We start from the raw sequence: 14,556 nt of genomic DNA on the forward strand, positions 1-14,556 counted from the left end.
ACACTGTGGGTGTACTCTGTGGGGGCGAGCCTGCTAGCGAAAAACGCCAAGGCACCGAGTTTATTCAGGCCGTCTGCGTAATCGTTGACGCCCATCGCGAGCAGGCTCGCTCCCACATTCACACTCACAAGTGAAGCTGCCTGGGGGTGTTAACCCCAAGCATAGTTGTTACTTGATGGTCAGGGCTTCCAGTTTGCCGCTGTTGCCATATACATAAATCGTGTCACCCACCACCAGCGGACGGGCACGCAGGCCGTCGCTGTCGATGCGCTCACGGCCGACGAAACGACCGTCAACCTGGCTCAGCAAGTGCAGATAACCTTCCAGGTCACCGACTGCAACGTAGCTGGAGAACACTTCCGGAGCCGACAGTTGACGACGAGCCAGCGAATCGTTGCTCCACAATGCTGTGGTGGAACGTTCGTCGACGCCTTCAACGGTGCCCGAGGACAGGCTCACGTAAACGCTGCCGAAACCCTGAGCGATACCGGCGTAGCTCGACGCATCGCGCTGCCAGAGTTGACGACCGCTTTCCAGATCCAGTGCCGCAACGCGACCCTGGTAGCTGGCAACGTACAGCGTGCCGCCGGACAACAGCAGACCGCCGTCGATGTCGACCACGCGCTCCAGTTCCGAACGACCTTGTGGAATCGCGATCCGTTGTTCCCACACCGGCACGCCGTTGGAAATGTCCAGAGCGACCACTTTGCCAGTCGACAAGCCAGCCACCGCGAGGCGGTTGGTGACGAGCGGCGCACTGGTGCCACGCAGGGTCAGGACGGCAGGCGTGCTGTCATAGACCCAGCGCTGAGTACCGGTGGAGGCATCCAGACCGATCAGACGATCGTCCTGAGTCTGCACCACCACGACGTCGCCGTTGTTGGCCGGCGGCGCGAGGACTTCGCTGTTCACACGAGCGCGCCACTTCTCTTCACCGTTGATGGTGTCCAGAGCAACGACTTCGCCGCGCAGCGTACCGATCAGAACCAGACCGTAACCCACGCCAACGGCGCCGGAGACTGGCAGATCAAGATCCTTTTTCCACTTCACATCGCCGTTGCCACGATCCATGGCCATCACCACGCCGGTCACATCGGCGGCGTAGATGGTGTCACCGTCGATCGCCGGCACCAGCATGTTGTAGGTTTCGCCCTGACCGTCACCGATCGAACGACTCCACTGCTTTTGCAGAACCACTTCTTCTTTGAAGTCGGTCAGTTCGGCCGGTGGCAATTCTTTCTTGCTGTTGCTGCTGCAACCCGCGGCCAGAAGGGCCAGAGCCAGCAATGCTGCATGCTTCCAACGGATCACGTCACGCATCCCCTTTGGCCAGGTCGTCGAGCTTGATTTGAAGGCCACCGACCGCCGCTTCATCCGACAGTGCCGCCTTGGCTTTTTGATACGCCTTGTTCGCGTCATCGGTGCGGCCCAGCTGCACCAGCAGGTCGCCCTTGAGTTCTTCGCGAGTGGCCAGGAACGCTTTGTCGGCGTCGCCGTCGAGCAGTTTCAGGGCATCTTCAGCCTTGTTCTGCGCGCCGAGCACCTGCGCCAGACGCTGACGGGCGATTTCGCCCAGCGCCGGGTTGGCCGGTTTGTCGACGATGGCTTTCAGTTCGATCGCGGCGTCGTCCAGCTTGCCGCTGTCCACAGCCACTTTGGCCACGAACAGGCTGCCGTATTGCGCGTAGGCAGAACCGCCGAATTCGCTGTTGAGCTTGCCGGCCAGGTCCGCCACGCGCGCTGCATCAGGCTTGCCGTCAGGCGTCAGCGTGGTTTCCAGCAGTTGCTGATAGAGCACCGAGGCGCCTTGCGACTGGTTGCTCTGATACTTGTGAAAAGCCTGCCAGCCGAACACGATGACCAGCGCCAACAGGCCGCCGGTGACCAGAGGTTTGCCGTTGCGTGTCCACCAGTCCTTCAAATCCGCCAACTGTTCGTCTTCGGTACTCGACACCCCAATACTCCTTAATCGCTAAATCGGCTGTTTGGACAGCTTCAACCCTGCACGACGCAGGTGGCCAGGTGAGCGGCGAGCGCATCCCAGGCAATGCTTTGTTGTTCGCCCTGGCCACGCAGGGGTTTGAAACCTACCACTTGCTGGGCCATTTCGTCGTCACCGAGGATCAGTGCGTACAGCGCACCGCTCTTGTCGGCCTTCTTGAACTGGCTTTTGAAGCTGCCGGCGCCGGCATTGACTTGCAGGCGCAGGTTTGGAAGTTGATCACGAACACGTTCAGCCAGGGCCAGACCGGCCAATTCAGCCTCTTCACCGAAGGCGCAGAGGTAGACGTCGACCTGACGGGAAATTTCTTCCGGGATCTGCTCAAGGGTTTCGAGCATCAGCACCAGACGCTCGATGCCCATGGCGAAACCGACGCCGGTGGTTGGCTTGCCGCCCATCTGCTCGACCAGACCGTCGTAACGGCCGCCCGCGCAGACAGTGCCCTGGGCGCCGAGCTTGTCGGTGACCCATTCGAAAACGGTTTTGCTGTAGTAGTCGAGGCCGCGCACCAGCTTCGTGTTGAGCACGTAAGGAATGCCGACGGCATCCAGACGCGACTTCAAGCCTTCGAAGTGTGCACGCGACTCGTCATCGAGGTAGTCGGCCATTTTCGGCGCATCGACCAGCACCGCTTGAGTCTCGGCATTTTTCGTGTCGAGCACGCGCAGCGGATTGGTTTTCAGGCGACGCTGGCTGTCTTCGTCGAGCTTGTCGTGGTGCGCCGAGAGGTACTCGACCAGCGCTTCACGATAACGCCCACGGGATTCGCTGGTGCCCAGGCTGTTGAGTTCGAGCTTGACCGCATCACGGATACCCAGCTCGCCCCACAGGCGCCAGGTCATGATGATCAGTTCGGCGTCGATGTCCGGACCGTCGAGATTGAACACCTCCAGACCGATCTGGTGGAACTGACGATACCGGCCTTTTTGCGGACGCTCGTGGCGGAACATCGGGCCGATGTACCAGAGTTTCTGCACCTGGCCACCGCCAGTGATGCCGTGTTCGAGCACAGCACGCACGCACGCCGCAGTGCCTTCCGGACGCAGGGTCAGGGAATCACCGTTGCGGTCTTCGAAGGTGTACATCTCTTTTTCGACGATGTCGGTCACTTCGCCGATCGAGCGCTTGAACAGCTCGGTGAACTCGACGATCGGCATGCGGATCTGCTTGTAACCGTAGTTATCCAGCAGACGTGCAACAGTGCCCTCGAAATAACGCCATAGCGGGGTCTGTTCGGGCAGGATGTCGTTCATGCCACGAATGGCTTGCAATGACTTGCTCACTTTAAATCCTTAAATTCGTTCGGCTCTTCAGTCAGGGTCAGCCGCGCGCAATTACGGCAGCGTCAGCTTCGACCTTTTCGGCCGCTTTCTGGCGGATCAGCTTTTCCAGGTGATCCACCAGATTTTCATTCGTCAGTTTCTGCGCCGGCTTGCCGTCGATGTAAATCAGGTTTGGCGTGCCGCCGGTCAAGCCGATATGGGCTTCCTTGGCTTCGCCGGGGCCGTTGACCACACAACCGATCACCGCGACATCCAGCGGCACCAGCAGGTCTTCAAGGCGCCCTTCCAGCTCGTTCATGGTTTTCACCACATCGAAGTTCTGCCGCGAGCAACTCGGGCAGGCGATGAAGTTGATGCCACGGGAACGCAGATGCAAAGACTTGAGAATGTCGTAACCGACCTTCACTTCTTCGACCGGATCGGCCGCCAGCGAGATGCGGATAGTATCGCCAATCCCTTCGGCGAGCAGCATACCTAGGCCCACGGCGGATTTCACTGTGCCCGAACGCAATCCGCCGGCTTCGGTGATGCCGAGGTGCAGCGGCTGGACGATTTCTTTCGCCAGCAAGCGATAGGCTTCGACGGCCATGAACACGTCGGACGCCTTCACGCTGACCTTGAAGTCCTGGAAATTCAGGCGTTCGAGGTGTTCAACGTGGCGCAGAGCGGACTCAACCAGAGCAGCCGGGGTCGGCTCGCCGTATTTCTTCTGCAGGTCTTTTTCCAGCGAGCCGGCGTTGACGCCGATGCGGATCGGGATCCCGCGATCACGCGCAGCATCGACCACCGCGCGAACACGGTCTTCACGACCGATGTTGCCCGGGTTGATGCGCAGGCAATCCACACCAAGCTCGGCGACGCGCAGAGCGATCTTGTAGTCGAAGTGGATGTCGGCAACCAGCGGCACTTTGACCAACTGCTTGATCTTGCCGAATGCCTCGGCGGCGTCCATGTCCGGCACCGAAACGCGGACGATGTCGACGCCAGCAGCTTCCAGGCGATTGATTTGCGCAACAGTGGCGGCAACGTCATTGGTGTCGCTGTTGGTCATGCTCTGCACAGCGATAGGCGCATCGCCGCCCACCGGCACATTACCGACCCAGATCTTGCGCGAGACGCGACGTTTGATTGGAGATTCGCCGTGCATGACTTATTGACCCAACTTCAGGCGAGCAGTCTCGCCACTGGTGAACGGAGCGATATCGACCGGCTGGCCGTTGTAGCTGACCTGTGCGGCGCGGGCAACACCCAGACGCACGCTGAGCGGAGGCTTGCCGGAAACGGAGACGTTGTCGCCTTTATGCTTCAGGCCACTGAACAACACCTTGCCGCGACCATCGGTAATCTGAGCCCAGCAATCGGCGTTGAACTGCAGTTGCACCTGACCGTCGCCAGCAACCGGAGCGACCGCTTCTGCGGTGGGTGCAGGTGCAGCAGGAACGACTGGCGCAGTGACAGTTGGCGCTGGCGTAGCAGGAACGTTTGGCGCTGGCGTGGCCGGAGTGGCGACAACCGGCGCTGGCGTATGTACCGGAGCGGTTGGCGTAGCAACCGGTGCAGTTGGTGCGGTTACCGGGGCGACCGCTTCAGCACCGGTCGATTCAGCAGTGGCTTCAGACTGAGGCAGGGCCAGCGCAGTCGACGTATCGGCCTGATTCTCCTCGACAGCCTGGTCTTCCGGCTCATCGATCGGGTGAATCTGCGTCGTGCCGTCGGCACCCTCGACTTCAACGTGTTCAGGCGTCAGGCCGATCAAGTCCTTGGTCCGCAGCGAGGTCTGATCCTGCCACCAGACGAAACCGCCGCCGATGACTGCAATCAGCAGCAACAAGCTGACGATGCGCAAGATGGTGTGGGAAACCCGCACCGGCTCTTCGATACGGCCGAGGGCGTGGACGTTGCTGCCCTGGGAATCGGTGCCGGTGGACTGGTCGAACTGCTGGACCAGAACGGTCTGGTCCATGCCGAGCAACTTGGCATAGGCGCGAATGTAGCCGCGAGCAAACGTGTGCCCCGGCAGCTTGTCGAAAGCGCCGGTTTCCAGATTGCTCAGGGAGGTCACGGTGAGGTTGAGCTTGAGGGCCACTTCGGCCAGCGACCAGCCATTGCTTTCGCGGGCCTGGCGCAGGGTCTCACCGGGATTAACGCGATTCGCTGCTACAACTTCGGGATGCGCCGCTTTCATCATTGCTCCGACAGGTATTGCTGATATTCCGGCGTACCGGGATAGAGTCGTTTTAATTGCAGGCCGTAACTGGCGGCCTTGTCGCGATCTTCAAACACTTTTGCCAGCCGAACGCCGAGCAATAGACTACGTGCATTTTGTTCGGTTAGCAGGCTGAAACGGTCGTAATAGTCACGTGCGGGCACATAATGCCTGTCTTCGAAGGACAACTCAGCCATTTCCAGCAAGGCACGTGGCTGCTGGCGGTTCAAACGCAGGGCCTTTTCCAGCTGTTGCTGCGCCAGATCACGCTGCCCCAGCTTCGAAGCTGTCATGCCGAGGTTCTCGAACACGCGCGAACGCTCAGGATACAGGGTATCGGCGGCGGCCTGTTCAAAACGCTCGTAGGCTTCCTTGTAACGCTGTTCTTCGTAGAGAAAACTGCCGTAGTTATTGAGGATGCGCGCATCGGCGGGACGGGAAGACAAGGCTTTGCGAAAATGCTCGTCAGCAAGTGCTGGCTCCATTTCGGCCTGAAACACCAGCCCGAGGGCCGCGTTGGCGTCGGGATCGGAGCTGTCCAGCTCCAGCGCTTTCTTCAGTGGAACCTTGGCCCGCTCGGTCATGCCTTGCTGCAAGTATCCCAGCCCCAGCTGCACATAGGCAGCCCGCGCTTCATCGCGGCCCTTGCTGGTCTTCATCGGGTTGTAGTCACCCGACAGGACACAACCAGCACACAGGCTGGCCAACAGCAACAGCAGCGCAAAGCGCAGGGACATAGAGATCCTCTCTTAGTTAGTGTTCGCGGCGTTCTGTGCCAGATCGCTGTCGGCGTTCAACTCACGCACGGCGATGTAACGTTCGCTGCGACGGGTGCGATCCAGCACCTGCCCTACCAATTGACCACATGCGGCGTCGATGTCTTCACCTCGGGTGGTGCGGACAGTGACGTTGAAACCGGCCTGATGCAACTGATCCTGGAAACGACGGATCGCGTTGTTGCTCGGACGCTCGTACCCGGAATGCGGGAACGGGTTGAACGGAATCAGGTTGATCTTGCACGGAATGTTCTTCAGCAACTCGACCATCTCGACGGCGTGTTCAACCTTGTCGTTGATGTCTTTGAGCAAGGTGTACTCGATGGTCAGCACACGCTTCTCGCCCAGAGACGACATGTAGCGCTGGCACGACTCGAGCAGCATCTTAAGCGGATATTTCTTGTTGATCGGCACCAATTGGTTACGCAATGCGTCATTCGGTGCGTGCAGGGACAACGCCAGGGAGACGTCGATGTGCTTGGCCAGCTCATCGATCATCGGCACCACGCCCGAAGTGGACAGGGTTACGCGGCGCTTGGAAATCCCGTAGCCGAGGTCATCCATCATCAGATGCATGGCGGCGACGACGTTGTCGAAGTTCAGCAGCGGCTCACCCATGCCCATCATCACCACGTTGGTGATGGCACGGTCGACGGTTGCCGGGACACTGCCGAAAGATTTGTTGGCAATCCACACCTGGCCGATGACTTCGGCGGCGGTGAGGTTGCTATTGAAGCCTTGCTTGCCGGTGGAGCAGAAACTGCAATCAAGGGCACAGCCTGCCTGGGACGAAACGCACAAAGTGCCGCGCTTGCCCTGCGGAATGTACACGGTCTCGACGCAGCTGCCGGACGCCACACGCACCACCCACTTACGGGTGCCGTCGGTGGAAATGTCCTCGCTGACCACTTCCGGACCACGGACCTCAGCAATGACCTTGAGCTTGTCGCGCAAGGCCTTGCTGACGTTCGTCATGGCGTCGAAATCATCGACACCAAAGTGGTGAATCCATTTCATTACCTGACCGGCACGGAAACGCTTCTCCCCGATTGAGTCGAAGAATTTTTCCATTTCCTGTTGAGTCAGACCCAGCAGGTTGGTTTTTACAGTCGATGTAGTCATGGATTCACCTTCACTCTTAAGCCAATGCTTAGCGAGTGGTTACTTCAGTAGCTGCGAAGAAGTACGAGATTTCACGAGCAGCTGCGGCTTCGGAGTCCGAACCGTGAACAGCGTTGGCGTCGATGGAATCAGCGAAATCAGCGCGGATGGTGCCGGCAGCAGCTTCTTTAGGGTTGGTAGCGCCCATCAGCTCACGGTTCAGAGCGATAGCGTTTTCGCCTTCCAGAACCTGAACAACGACAGGACCGGAGATCATGAAAGCAACCAGGTCGCCGAAGAAGCCACGAGCGCTGTGCTCAGCGTAGAAGCCTTCAGCTTCAGCTTTGGACAGTTGCTTCAGTTTCGAAGCTACAACGCGCAGGCCGGCTTTTTCGAAACGAGTGGTGATTTCGCCGATGACGTTTTTTGCAACAGCGTCAGGCTTGATGATGGAGAAAGTGCGTTGAACAGCCATGGTGTAACTCCAGAAACGGTAATTTGCGAAAAATTAAACCCGCGAATTATACGCGGGTTCTTGGGTATTGCCTAACCTGCGAGACGATCAGTCCAATTCTTTGGCCCAGAGCTCCTGAACCGCTTCCAGCACCTTCTCGCCGACACGGCCAGAAGTGCTATCAAAGTCAGGCAGATCAAGGATCATCTGCTGCAGACGGACAAAACCTACAGAATATGGATCGACGCCGGCATGGGCCTCGGCCAGTTCTTCTGCAATACGTTGAACATCATTCCAACCGTAGCTCATGACAGTCTTACCAGTCAGTGCGGCGCTTCAGCCGCATGGTTAAGCGAATATTTCGGAATTTCGACGGTGATGTCTTCTTCACCAACGATAGCCTGACAGGCCAGACGCGATTGCGCTTCCAGACCCCAGGCACGATCGAGGAAGTCTTCTTCCAATTCGTCAGCCTCTTCCATCGAGTCGAAACCCTCGCGGATGATGCAGTGGCAGGTGGTGCAAGCGCAGACGCCGCCGCAGGCGCTTTCCATCTCGATGTGGTGTTCATGGGCCAGTTCGAGAATCGATGTGCCGGGCGCAGCCTCGACCACCATGCCTTCAGGGCAGAACTTCTCGTGGGGCAGAAAAATGACCTGCGGCATCAGATATCCTCGATTTCATTCAGATTGCGCCCCGACAGAGCGGCTTTCACCGTCAGATCCATGCGGCGGGCAGCAAAAGCATCGGTCACTTGCGACAGACGCTTGGTCTGCTGCTCGATGGCGTAACCATCGGTACCTTTCATCAGTTCGGCCAGCTCCTGCAGCTGCAGGTCGATGACCATGCGCTCTTCGGCGTCGAGCAAACGCTCGCCATCAACCTCCAGAGCGCCCTGCACCGCTTCGATCAAGCGCTGGGCATCGACTTGCTGCTCACGCAAAACGCGGGCGACTTTATCGTCATTGGCGTGCTGGAACGAATCTTTGAGCATTTTGGCGATTTCGCCGTCGGTCAGACCGTAGGATGGCTTGACCTGAATGCTCGCCTCAACGCCCGAACCCAGCTCCCGGGCGGAAACACTGAGCAGACCGTCGGCATCGACCTGGAAGGTCACACGAATCTTCGCTGCACCGGCCACCATCGCTGGAATGCCACGCAATTCGAAGCGCGCCAGCGAACGGCAGTCACTGATCAGCTCGCGCTCACCCTGCAGAACGTGGATCGCCATGGCTGACTGGCCGTCTTTGTACGTAGTGAAATCCTGTGCGCGAGCGACGGGGATGGTGGTGTTGCGCGGAATCACCTTCTCCATCAAGCCACCCATGGTTTCCAGCCCCAGGGACAGCGGAATCACGTCGAGCAGCAGCAGTTCGCCGCCATCGCGCTTGTTGCCAGCCAGTGTATCGGCCTGGATCGCGGCACCGATGGCCACCACTTGATCCGGGTCGATTTCAGTCAGAGGCTGACGACCAAAGGCTTCGGCAACAGCTTCGCGAACACGCGACACGCGAGTCGAACCGCCAACCATCACCACAGCATGTACGTCGTCCAGCTCGATGCCGGAATCGCGCACGGCGCGACGGCAAGCCTTCAGGCTGCGCGCGACCATTGGCTCGATCAGCGCATCGAACGCTTCACGGGTCAGCGGTGCTTTCCAGTCGCCGTAGGCCACTTCAACGCTGGCCGAGTCGGTCAGCGCTTCTTTGGCCGCGCAAGCGGTTTGCAGCAAATTGCGTTGTGCGCCCGGATCGAGATCGGCGGACAGGCCCGCACTCTCGATGATCCAGCCGGCAATCGCGTGATCGAAGTCATCGCCGCCCAGCGCGCTGTCGCCGCCAGTGGCCAGAACCTCGAAAACACCGCCAGTCAGACGCAAAATCGAAATATCGAAGGTACCGCCGCCCAGGTCATAAATCGCGACCAGGCCTTCAGCGTGCTGATCCAGACCGTACGCCACAGCGGCTGCGGTCGGCTCATTGAGCAGACGCAGCACGTTCAGCCCGGCGAGTTTTGCCGCATCTTTGGTGGCTTGACGCTGAGCATCGTCGAAGTAGGCCGGAACGGTAATCACCGCGCCAACCAGTTCGCCGCCCAACGTCGCTTCAGCGCGCTGACGCAGCACCTTGAGGATATCGGCGGAGACTTCGACCGGGCTTTTCGGGCCTTGCACGGTGTCGATGAACGGCATGTGCGATTCGCCACCGACAAAGCGGTATGGCAGTTGCTCACCCAATTGCTTGACGTCGGACAGACCACGACCCATCAAGCGCTTGACCGACAGCACGGTGTTCAAAGGATCGGAGGCGGCAGCCAGCTTGGCCGACTCGCCGACTTCAACGCGATCAGCGTGATAACGCACAGCGGACGGCAGGATGACCTGCCCGCTTGCGTCGGCCAACGGCTCGGAAAGACCACTGCGCAACGCAGCGACCAGCGAATTGGTAGTACCCAAGTCGATCCCCACAGCCAGACGACGCTGGTGCGGTTGAGGACTTTGGCCGGGTTCGGCGATCTGCAGTAGGGCCATCGTGATCAGGACTTATCTGTATATCAGGCGTGCGACCGGAGCGGCACTGGGTTAATCGTCGAGGCGCTCTTCTAACTGGCGCACTTCGTAGGTGAGCTTGTCGAGGAACTGCATGCGCCGCATCAGGCGTTCGGCCTGTTCGCGTTGCGCCGCATCATTCCAACAGGCTGCGAAGCTTTCGTTGAGTTCTTCCTGAGCCACTTTCAAGCGCCGCTTGAACACCGCGACACCGTCGAGGTCGGCACTGTCCTGGAGGTCTTCAAGCTCTTCGCGCCATTGCATCTGCTGCAGAAGAAACTCGGGATCATGGACAGTGACTTCCATCGGCACTTCATGCCCGCTGATGGTCAGCAGGTAGCGTGCGCGCTGGGCCGGACTCTTGAGCGTCTGATAGGCGTCGTTGAGGCGTGCAGACTGCTCGAGTGCCGTCCGCTGCTCACGCTCGGAAGCGTCGGCAAAGCGGTCAGGATGAACGCCGCGCGCCAACTCACGATAGCGCGTGGCCAACTGCTCGAGATCCAGACGGAAACTCGGTTGCAGCTCGAATAAAGCGAAATGACAAGGAATACCCACGACAAGCCTCAGATGTTGAAGCTTTCGCCGCAGCCACATTCACCGCGTACGTTGGGGTTGTTGAACTTGAAGCCTTCGTTCAACCCTTCCTTGACGAAATCGAGCTCGGTGCCGTCCAGGTAGGCGAGGCTTTTCGGGTCGATGATCACTTTTTCGCCGTGACTCTCGAACACCTGATCCTCTGCAACCACCTCGTCGACAAACTCCAGCACGTAGGCAAGGCCGGAACAGCCTGTGGTGCGAACACCCAGACGAATCCCTTCACCTTTGCCGCGCCCGTCGAGGGAGCGCCGCACGTGTCGAGCAGCCGCTTCTGTCATGCTGATAGCCATCGGTGACTCCTTACTCGTCGCCAAATCCAGAAAGTCAGATCAAGCCTTTCTTCTGCTTGTAATCGCGAACAGCCGCTTTGATAGCGTCTTCAGCCAGTACCGAGCAGTGAATTTTCACTGGTGGCAGGGCCAGTTCTTCGGCCAGCTGAGTGTTCTTGATGGTTTCTGCTTCGTCCAGGGTCTTGCCCTTCATCCACTCGGTGGCGAGGGAGCTGGAAGCGATAGCCGAACCGCAGCCGTAGGTCTTGAACTTGGCATCTTCGATAATGCCGGCGTCGTTGACCTTGATTTGCAGACGCATTACGTCGCCGCATGCCGGAGCGCCGACCATGCCGGTGCCGACATCAGGATCTTCCGCGTTCATCTTGCCGACGTTGCGCGGGTTTTCGTAGTGGTCGATGACCTTTTCGCTGTAAGCCATGATTCTCAATCCTCACTCATCAGGGCCGCTCTTCAGACCCTGCAACTGCGCTGCGTAAACCGCCGCGTCGCTACAGGATCTGTATCCGGCGGCTTCTATATTTAGTGTGCCGCCCACTCGATTTTCGAGATATCGACGCCGTCTTTGTACATGTCCCACAGCGGCGACAGAGCGCGCAGCTTGGTAACGGCCTCGCAGACTTTCTGCGCGGCGTAGTCGATTTCTTCTTCGGTGGTGAAACGGCCGAAGGTGAAGCGGATCGAGCTGTGTGCCAGTTCGTCGTTGCGGCCCAGGGCGCGCAGCACGTACGAAGGCTCCAGCGACGCCGAAGTGCAGGCCGAACCGGACGAAACCGCCAGATCCTTGAGCGCCATGATCAGCGACTCGCCTTCAACGTAGTTGAAGCTCAGGTTCAGGTTGTGCGGAACGCGGGCGGTCAGGCTGCCGTTGACGTACAGCTCTTCCAGATGCTCGACCTGCTTGTAGAAGCGGTCGCTCAACGCTTTGATACGAACGTTTTCGGCTGCCATGTCTTCTTTGGCTACACGGAACGCTTCGCCCATGCCGACGATCTGGTGAGTCGCCAGAGTACCGGAACGCATGCCACGCTCGTGACCGCCGCCGTGCATGGTCGCTTCGATGCGCACACGCGGCTTGCGGCTGACGTACAGCGCGCCGATGCCTTTAGGGCCGTAGGTTTTGTGGGCGGAGAACGACATCATGTCGACTTTCAGTTTCTGCAGGTCGATGTCGACCTTGCCAGTGGACTGAGCAGCGTCGACGTGGAACAGAATGCCCTTGGCGCGGAGCATCTCGCCGATCGCGGCGATGTCGTTGACGGTGCCGATTTCGTTGTTCACGTGCATCACGGAGACCAGAATGGTGTCTTCGCGCAGTGCCGCTTCAATCATCGCCGGAGTGATCAGGCCGTCTTCAGTTGGCTCGAGGTAAGTCACTTCGAAACCTTCACGCTCCAGTTGGCGCATGGTGTCGAGGACAGCCTTGTGCTCAATCTTCGAGGTGATCAGGTGCTTGCCCTTGGAGCCATAGAAATGTGCCGCACCCTTGATTGCCAGGTTGTCGGACTCGGTAGCACCGGAGGTCCAGACGATTTCGCGCGGATCGGCGTTGACCAGATCGGCCACCTGACGACGGGCGTTTTCGACGGACTCTTCAGCTTTCCAGCCGAATACGTGGGAACGGGACGCCGGGTTACCGAAGTTTCCGTCAACCAGCAGGCATTCACTCATTTTTTGCGCAACGCGCGGATCGACCGGGGTGGTCGCAGAGTAATCAAGGTAAATCGGCAATTTCATGGACTATCTCCTAAATCAGGGCTGGCGTGCCGCTAGCTCTTTGGCTGTCATTCGACGGCGGACGCTTCAATCTTGTCCAGGCGTGGCGCCTTGCTGTTGCAACGGCGCTGGTCCTGACGCTGGGCTACTTCTTGCACCTCACGGCGAGTTACAAGATCAGCCAAGCTGATACCACTTAGAAATTCGTGAATCTGCAGGCTCAAATCGCACCACAGATGATGGGTCAGGCACGTGTCGCCGGAATGGCAATCGCCCTGGCCCTGGCATTTGGTCGCATCGACCGATTCGTTTACCGCATCGATCACCTGGGCGACCTGGATGCCCTGCATGTCGCGGGACAACTGATAGCCACCACCCGGACCGCGAACGCTGGAAACCAGGTTGCTGCGGCGCAGTTTGGCGAACAGCTGTTCGAGGTAGGACAGGGAGATGCCTTGGCGCTCGGAGATATCGGCCAGGGACACGGGCCCGTGCTGCGCGTGCAACGCCAAGTCAAGCATGGCGGTCACGGCGTATCGGCCTTTTGTAGTCAGTCGCATGGACAGTTACCACGGAGTTCAGAATGGGGCGAGTATGCAATTCCCGAGTATTTAAGTCAACTTTAAGACCTAGTACTTTAGTCAGGATTACCCGCAAAAGAGCGCGCGAATGATAGCAGGCTCTGCGGCCTAATGGCACACCCGCTGACGGACGCCACTGTAGGAGCTGCCGAAGGCTGCGATCTTTTGATTTTGCTCTTTACAAGATCAACAGATCGCAGCCTTCGGCAGCTCCTACAGGGGCGCTAGCTGGCCTTGGATTCGTCTTTGCCTTTGACGCAGGCGAAGTCTTCTTCGCGCAACTCAGGCAGATCCTTCGCACAATAATTGCTGCCCAGATCCTTCAACGCGCCACACATGCCTTCCAGACGCCCGTCCACCGCTTGCAGATGATCGAGCAACTGACCGATGGCGCGCGCCACCGGGTCGGGCATGTCTTCGCTGACTCCGTAGGCATCAAAACCGATCTTCTCGGCCATGGCCTTGCGCTTGGTTTCCTGCTCTTCGTCGGATTTGACGATGATCCGCCCGGGAATGCCCACAACGGTGGCGCCCGGCGGTACTTCTTTGGTCACAACAGCGTTGGAGCCGACCTTGGCACCCGCGCCCACGGTGAACGGACCAAGTACTTTGGCGCCCGCACCCACGACCACACCATCACCCAACGTCGGGTGGCGCTTGCCTTTATTCCAGCTGGTGCCACCGAGGGTCACGCCCTGATATATCGTCACGTCATCGCCAATCTCGGCGGTTTCACCGATGACGATGCCCATGCCGTGGTCGATAAAGAAACGTCGACCGACTTTGGCGCCCGGATGAATCTCGATCCCGGTCAACCAGCGACCGAAGTTCGACACCAGCCGCGCCAGCCATTTCAACTCGTTGCGCCACAGCATGCCGGCCAATCGATGAATCCAGATCGCATGCATGCCGGGGTAGCAGGTCAGGACTTCAAAAGCGTTACGCGCCGCCGGGTCTCGATGGAAAACGCTCTGGATATCTTCACGCAAACGCTCAAACATC

General features: G+C 59.0%; 17 protein-coding genes. All 17 read right to left on the reverse strand.

Going from position 1 to position 14,556, the window contains the following annotated elements:
- Positions 1–168: 168 nt before the first annotated feature.
- A complete protein-coding gene (gene bamB / locus C2E19_RS24035; RefSeq protein WP_129395382.1) occupies positions 169–1,320 on the reverse strand; it encodes an outer membrane protein assembly factor BamB in 1,152 nt (383 codons plus the stop codon).
- Positions 1,313–1,954: a tetratricopeptide repeat protein gene (locus tag C2E19_RS24040; RefSeq protein ID WP_129395383.1), complete on the reverse strand. Its 642-nt coding sequence runs from the start codon at positions 1,952–1,954 to the stop codon at positions 1,313–1,315. The genes bamB and C2E19_RS24040 overlap by 8 nt, the downstream gene beginning before the upstream one ends.
- Before the next feature lie 41 nt (positions 1,955–1,995).
- On the reverse strand, positions 1,996–3,285 hold the full coding sequence (gene hisS, locus C2E19_RS24045; RefSeq protein WP_129395384.1) for a histidine--tRNA ligase: 1,290 nt from the start codon (positions 3,283–3,285) through the stop codon (positions 1,996–1,998).
- A 37-nt stretch (positions 3,286–3,322) separates the two neighbouring features.
- The gene (gene ispG / locus C2E19_RS24050) at positions 3,323–4,432 is read right to left on the reverse strand and encodes a flavodoxin-dependent (E)-4-hydroxy-3-methylbut-2-enyl-diphosphate synthase (RefSeq protein WP_042560922.1); all 1,110 of its coding nucleotides are present in this window, start codon (positions 4,430–4,432) and stop codon (positions 3,323–3,325) included.
- Positions 4,433–4,435: 3 nt separating this feature from the next.
- Positions 4,436–5,470: a RodZ family helix-turn-helix domain-containing protein gene (locus C2E19_RS24055; RefSeq protein WP_129395385.1), complete on the reverse strand. Its 1,035-nt coding sequence runs from the start codon at positions 5,468–5,470 to the stop codon at positions 4,436–4,438.
- Entirely contained in the window at positions 5,470–6,228 is a 759-nt protein-coding gene (pilW, locus tag C2E19_RS24060; protein ID WP_129395386.1) for a type IV pilus biogenesis/stability protein PilW, read from the reverse strand. Before pilW ends, C2E19_RS24055 begins: the two co-directional genes overlap by 1 nt.
- A 12-nt stretch (positions 6,229–6,240) precedes the next feature.
- Complete coding sequence (rlmN, locus tag C2E19_RS24065) at positions 6,241–7,389, reverse strand: 23S rRNA (adenine(2503)-C(2))-methyltransferase RlmN (RefSeq protein WP_008084652.1); 1,149 nt, start codon at positions 7,387–7,389, stop codon at positions 6,241–6,243.
- 28 nt (positions 7,390–7,417) lie between these two features.
- Positions 7,418–7,843 carry a nucleoside-diphosphate kinase gene (ndk, locus tag C2E19_RS24070; RefSeq protein WP_007916882.1) on the reverse strand — a complete coding sequence of 142 codons (426 nt, stop codon included), beginning with the start codon at positions 7,841–7,843 and terminating at the stop codon, positions 7,418–7,420.
- 87 nt (positions 7,844–7,930) lie between these two features.
- Positions 7,931–8,131, reverse strand: a complete 201-nt coding sequence (gene iscX, locus C2E19_RS24075) for a Fe-S cluster assembly protein IscX (protein WP_077574428.1) — start codon at positions 8,129–8,131, stop codon at positions 7,931–7,933.
- Positions 8,132–8,145: 14 nt separating this feature from the next.
- Positions 8,146–8,487 carry an ISC system 2Fe-2S type ferredoxin gene (gene fdx, locus C2E19_RS24080; protein ID WP_007916885.1) on the reverse strand — a complete coding sequence of 114 codons (342 nt, stop codon included), beginning with the start codon at positions 8,485–8,487 and terminating at the stop codon, positions 8,146–8,148.
- Entirely contained in the window at positions 8,487–10,352 is a 1,866-nt protein-coding gene (hscA, locus tag C2E19_RS24085; protein ID WP_129395387.1) for a Fe-S protein assembly chaperone HscA, read from the reverse strand. The genes fdx and hscA overlap by 1 nt, the downstream gene beginning before the upstream one ends.
- Before the next feature lie 51 nt (positions 10,353–10,403).
- A complete protein-coding gene (gene hscB / locus C2E19_RS24090) occupies positions 10,404–10,925 on the reverse strand; it encodes a co-chaperone HscB (RefSeq protein ID WP_129395388.1) in 522 nt (173 codons plus the stop codon).
- Positions 10,926–10,933: 8 nt separating this feature from the next.
- Positions 10,934–11,257 (reverse strand): iron-sulfur cluster assembly protein IscA, encoded by a 324-nt coding sequence (gene iscA / locus C2E19_RS24095; RefSeq protein WP_003227904.1) that lies wholly within the window; start codon positions 11,255–11,257, stop codon positions 10,934–10,936.
- Between the two features lie 34 nt (positions 11,258–11,291).
- A complete protein-coding gene (gene iscU, locus C2E19_RS24100; protein WP_007916892.1) occupies positions 11,292–11,678 on the reverse strand; it encodes a Fe-S cluster assembly scaffold IscU in 387 nt (128 codons plus the stop codon).
- Positions 11,679–11,779: 101 nt separating this feature from the next.
- Entirely contained in the window at positions 11,780–12,994 is a 1,215-nt protein-coding gene (locus C2E19_RS24105) for an IscS subfamily cysteine desulfurase (RefSeq protein WP_064118924.1), read from the reverse strand.
- Positions 12,995–13,041: 47 nt separating this feature from the next.
- Positions 13,042–13,533, reverse strand: coding sequence for a Fe-S cluster assembly transcriptional regulator IscR (gene iscR / locus C2E19_RS24110; protein ID WP_003227911.1), 492 nt, complete (start codon positions 13,531–13,533; stop codon positions 13,042–13,044).
- Between the two features lie 245 nt (positions 13,534–13,778).
- Entirely contained in the window at positions 13,779–14,555 is a 777-nt protein-coding gene (cysE, locus tag C2E19_RS24115; protein WP_129395389.1) for a serine O-acetyltransferase, read from the reverse strand.
- Between the last annotated feature and the right edge of the window lies 1 nt (position 14,556).

This window comes from Pseudomonas sp. DTU12.3 (genome assembly GCF_004124275.1).
Lineage (GTDB): Bacteria > Pseudomonadota > Gammaproteobacteria > Pseudomonadales > Pseudomonadaceae > Aquipseudomonas > Aquipseudomonas helmanticensis.

Bases quoted from the DNA above. Each gene is read 5' to 3' on its own strand.
- iscA (WP_003227904.1), bottom strand. From the start codon at position 11,257: ATGGCTATCAGCATGACAGAAGCGGCTGCTCGACACGTGCGGCGCTCC.
- hscA (WP_129395387.1), bottom strand. From the start codon at position 10,352: ATGGCCCTACTGCAGATCGCCGAACCCGGCCAAAGTCCTCAACCGCAC.
- C2E19_RS24055 (WP_129395385.1), bottom strand. From the start codon at position 5,470: ATGAAAGCGGCGCATCCCGAAGTTGTAGCAGCGAATCGCGTTAATCCC.
- ndk (WP_007916882.1), bottom strand. From the start codon at position 7,843: ATGGCTGTTCAACGCACTTTCTCCATCATCAAGCCTGACGCTGTTGCA.
- C2E19_RS24105 (WP_064118924.1), bottom strand. From the start codon at position 12,994: ATGAAATTGCCGATTTACCTTGATTACTCTGCGACCACCCCGGTCGAT.
- pilW (WP_129395386.1), bottom strand. From the start codon at position 6,228: ATGTCCCTGCGCTTTGCGCTGCTGTTGCTGTTGGCCAGCCTGTGTGCT.
- rlmN (WP_008084652.1), bottom strand. From the start codon at position 7,389: ATGACTACATCGACTGTAAAAACCAACCTGCTGGGTCTGACTCAACAG.
- iscU (WP_007916892.1), bottom strand. From the start codon at position 11,678: ATGGCTTACAGCGAAAAGGTCATCGACCACTACGAAAACCCGCGCAAC.
- iscX (WP_077574428.1), bottom strand. From the start codon at position 8,131: ATGAGCTACGGTTGGAATGATGTTCAACGTATTGCAGAAGAACTGGCC.
- fdx (WP_007916885.1), bottom strand. From the start codon at position 8,487: ATGCCGCAGGTCATTTTTCTGCCCCACGAGAAGTTCTGCCCTGAAGGC.
- cysE (WP_129395389.1), bottom strand. From the start codon at position 14,555: ATGTTTGAGCGTTTGCGTGAAGATATCCAGAGCGTTTTCCATCGAGAC.
- iscR (WP_003227911.1), bottom strand. From the start codon at position 13,533: ATGCGACTGACTACAAAAGGCCGATACGCCGTGACCGCCATGCTTGAC.
- ispG (WP_042560922.1), bottom strand. From the start codon at position 4,432: ATGCACGGCGAATCTCCAATCAAACGTCGCGTCTCGCGCAAGATCTGG.
- bamB (WP_129395382.1), bottom strand. From the start codon at position 1,320: ATGCGTGACGTGATCCGTTGGAAGCATGCAGCATTGCTGGCTCTGGCC.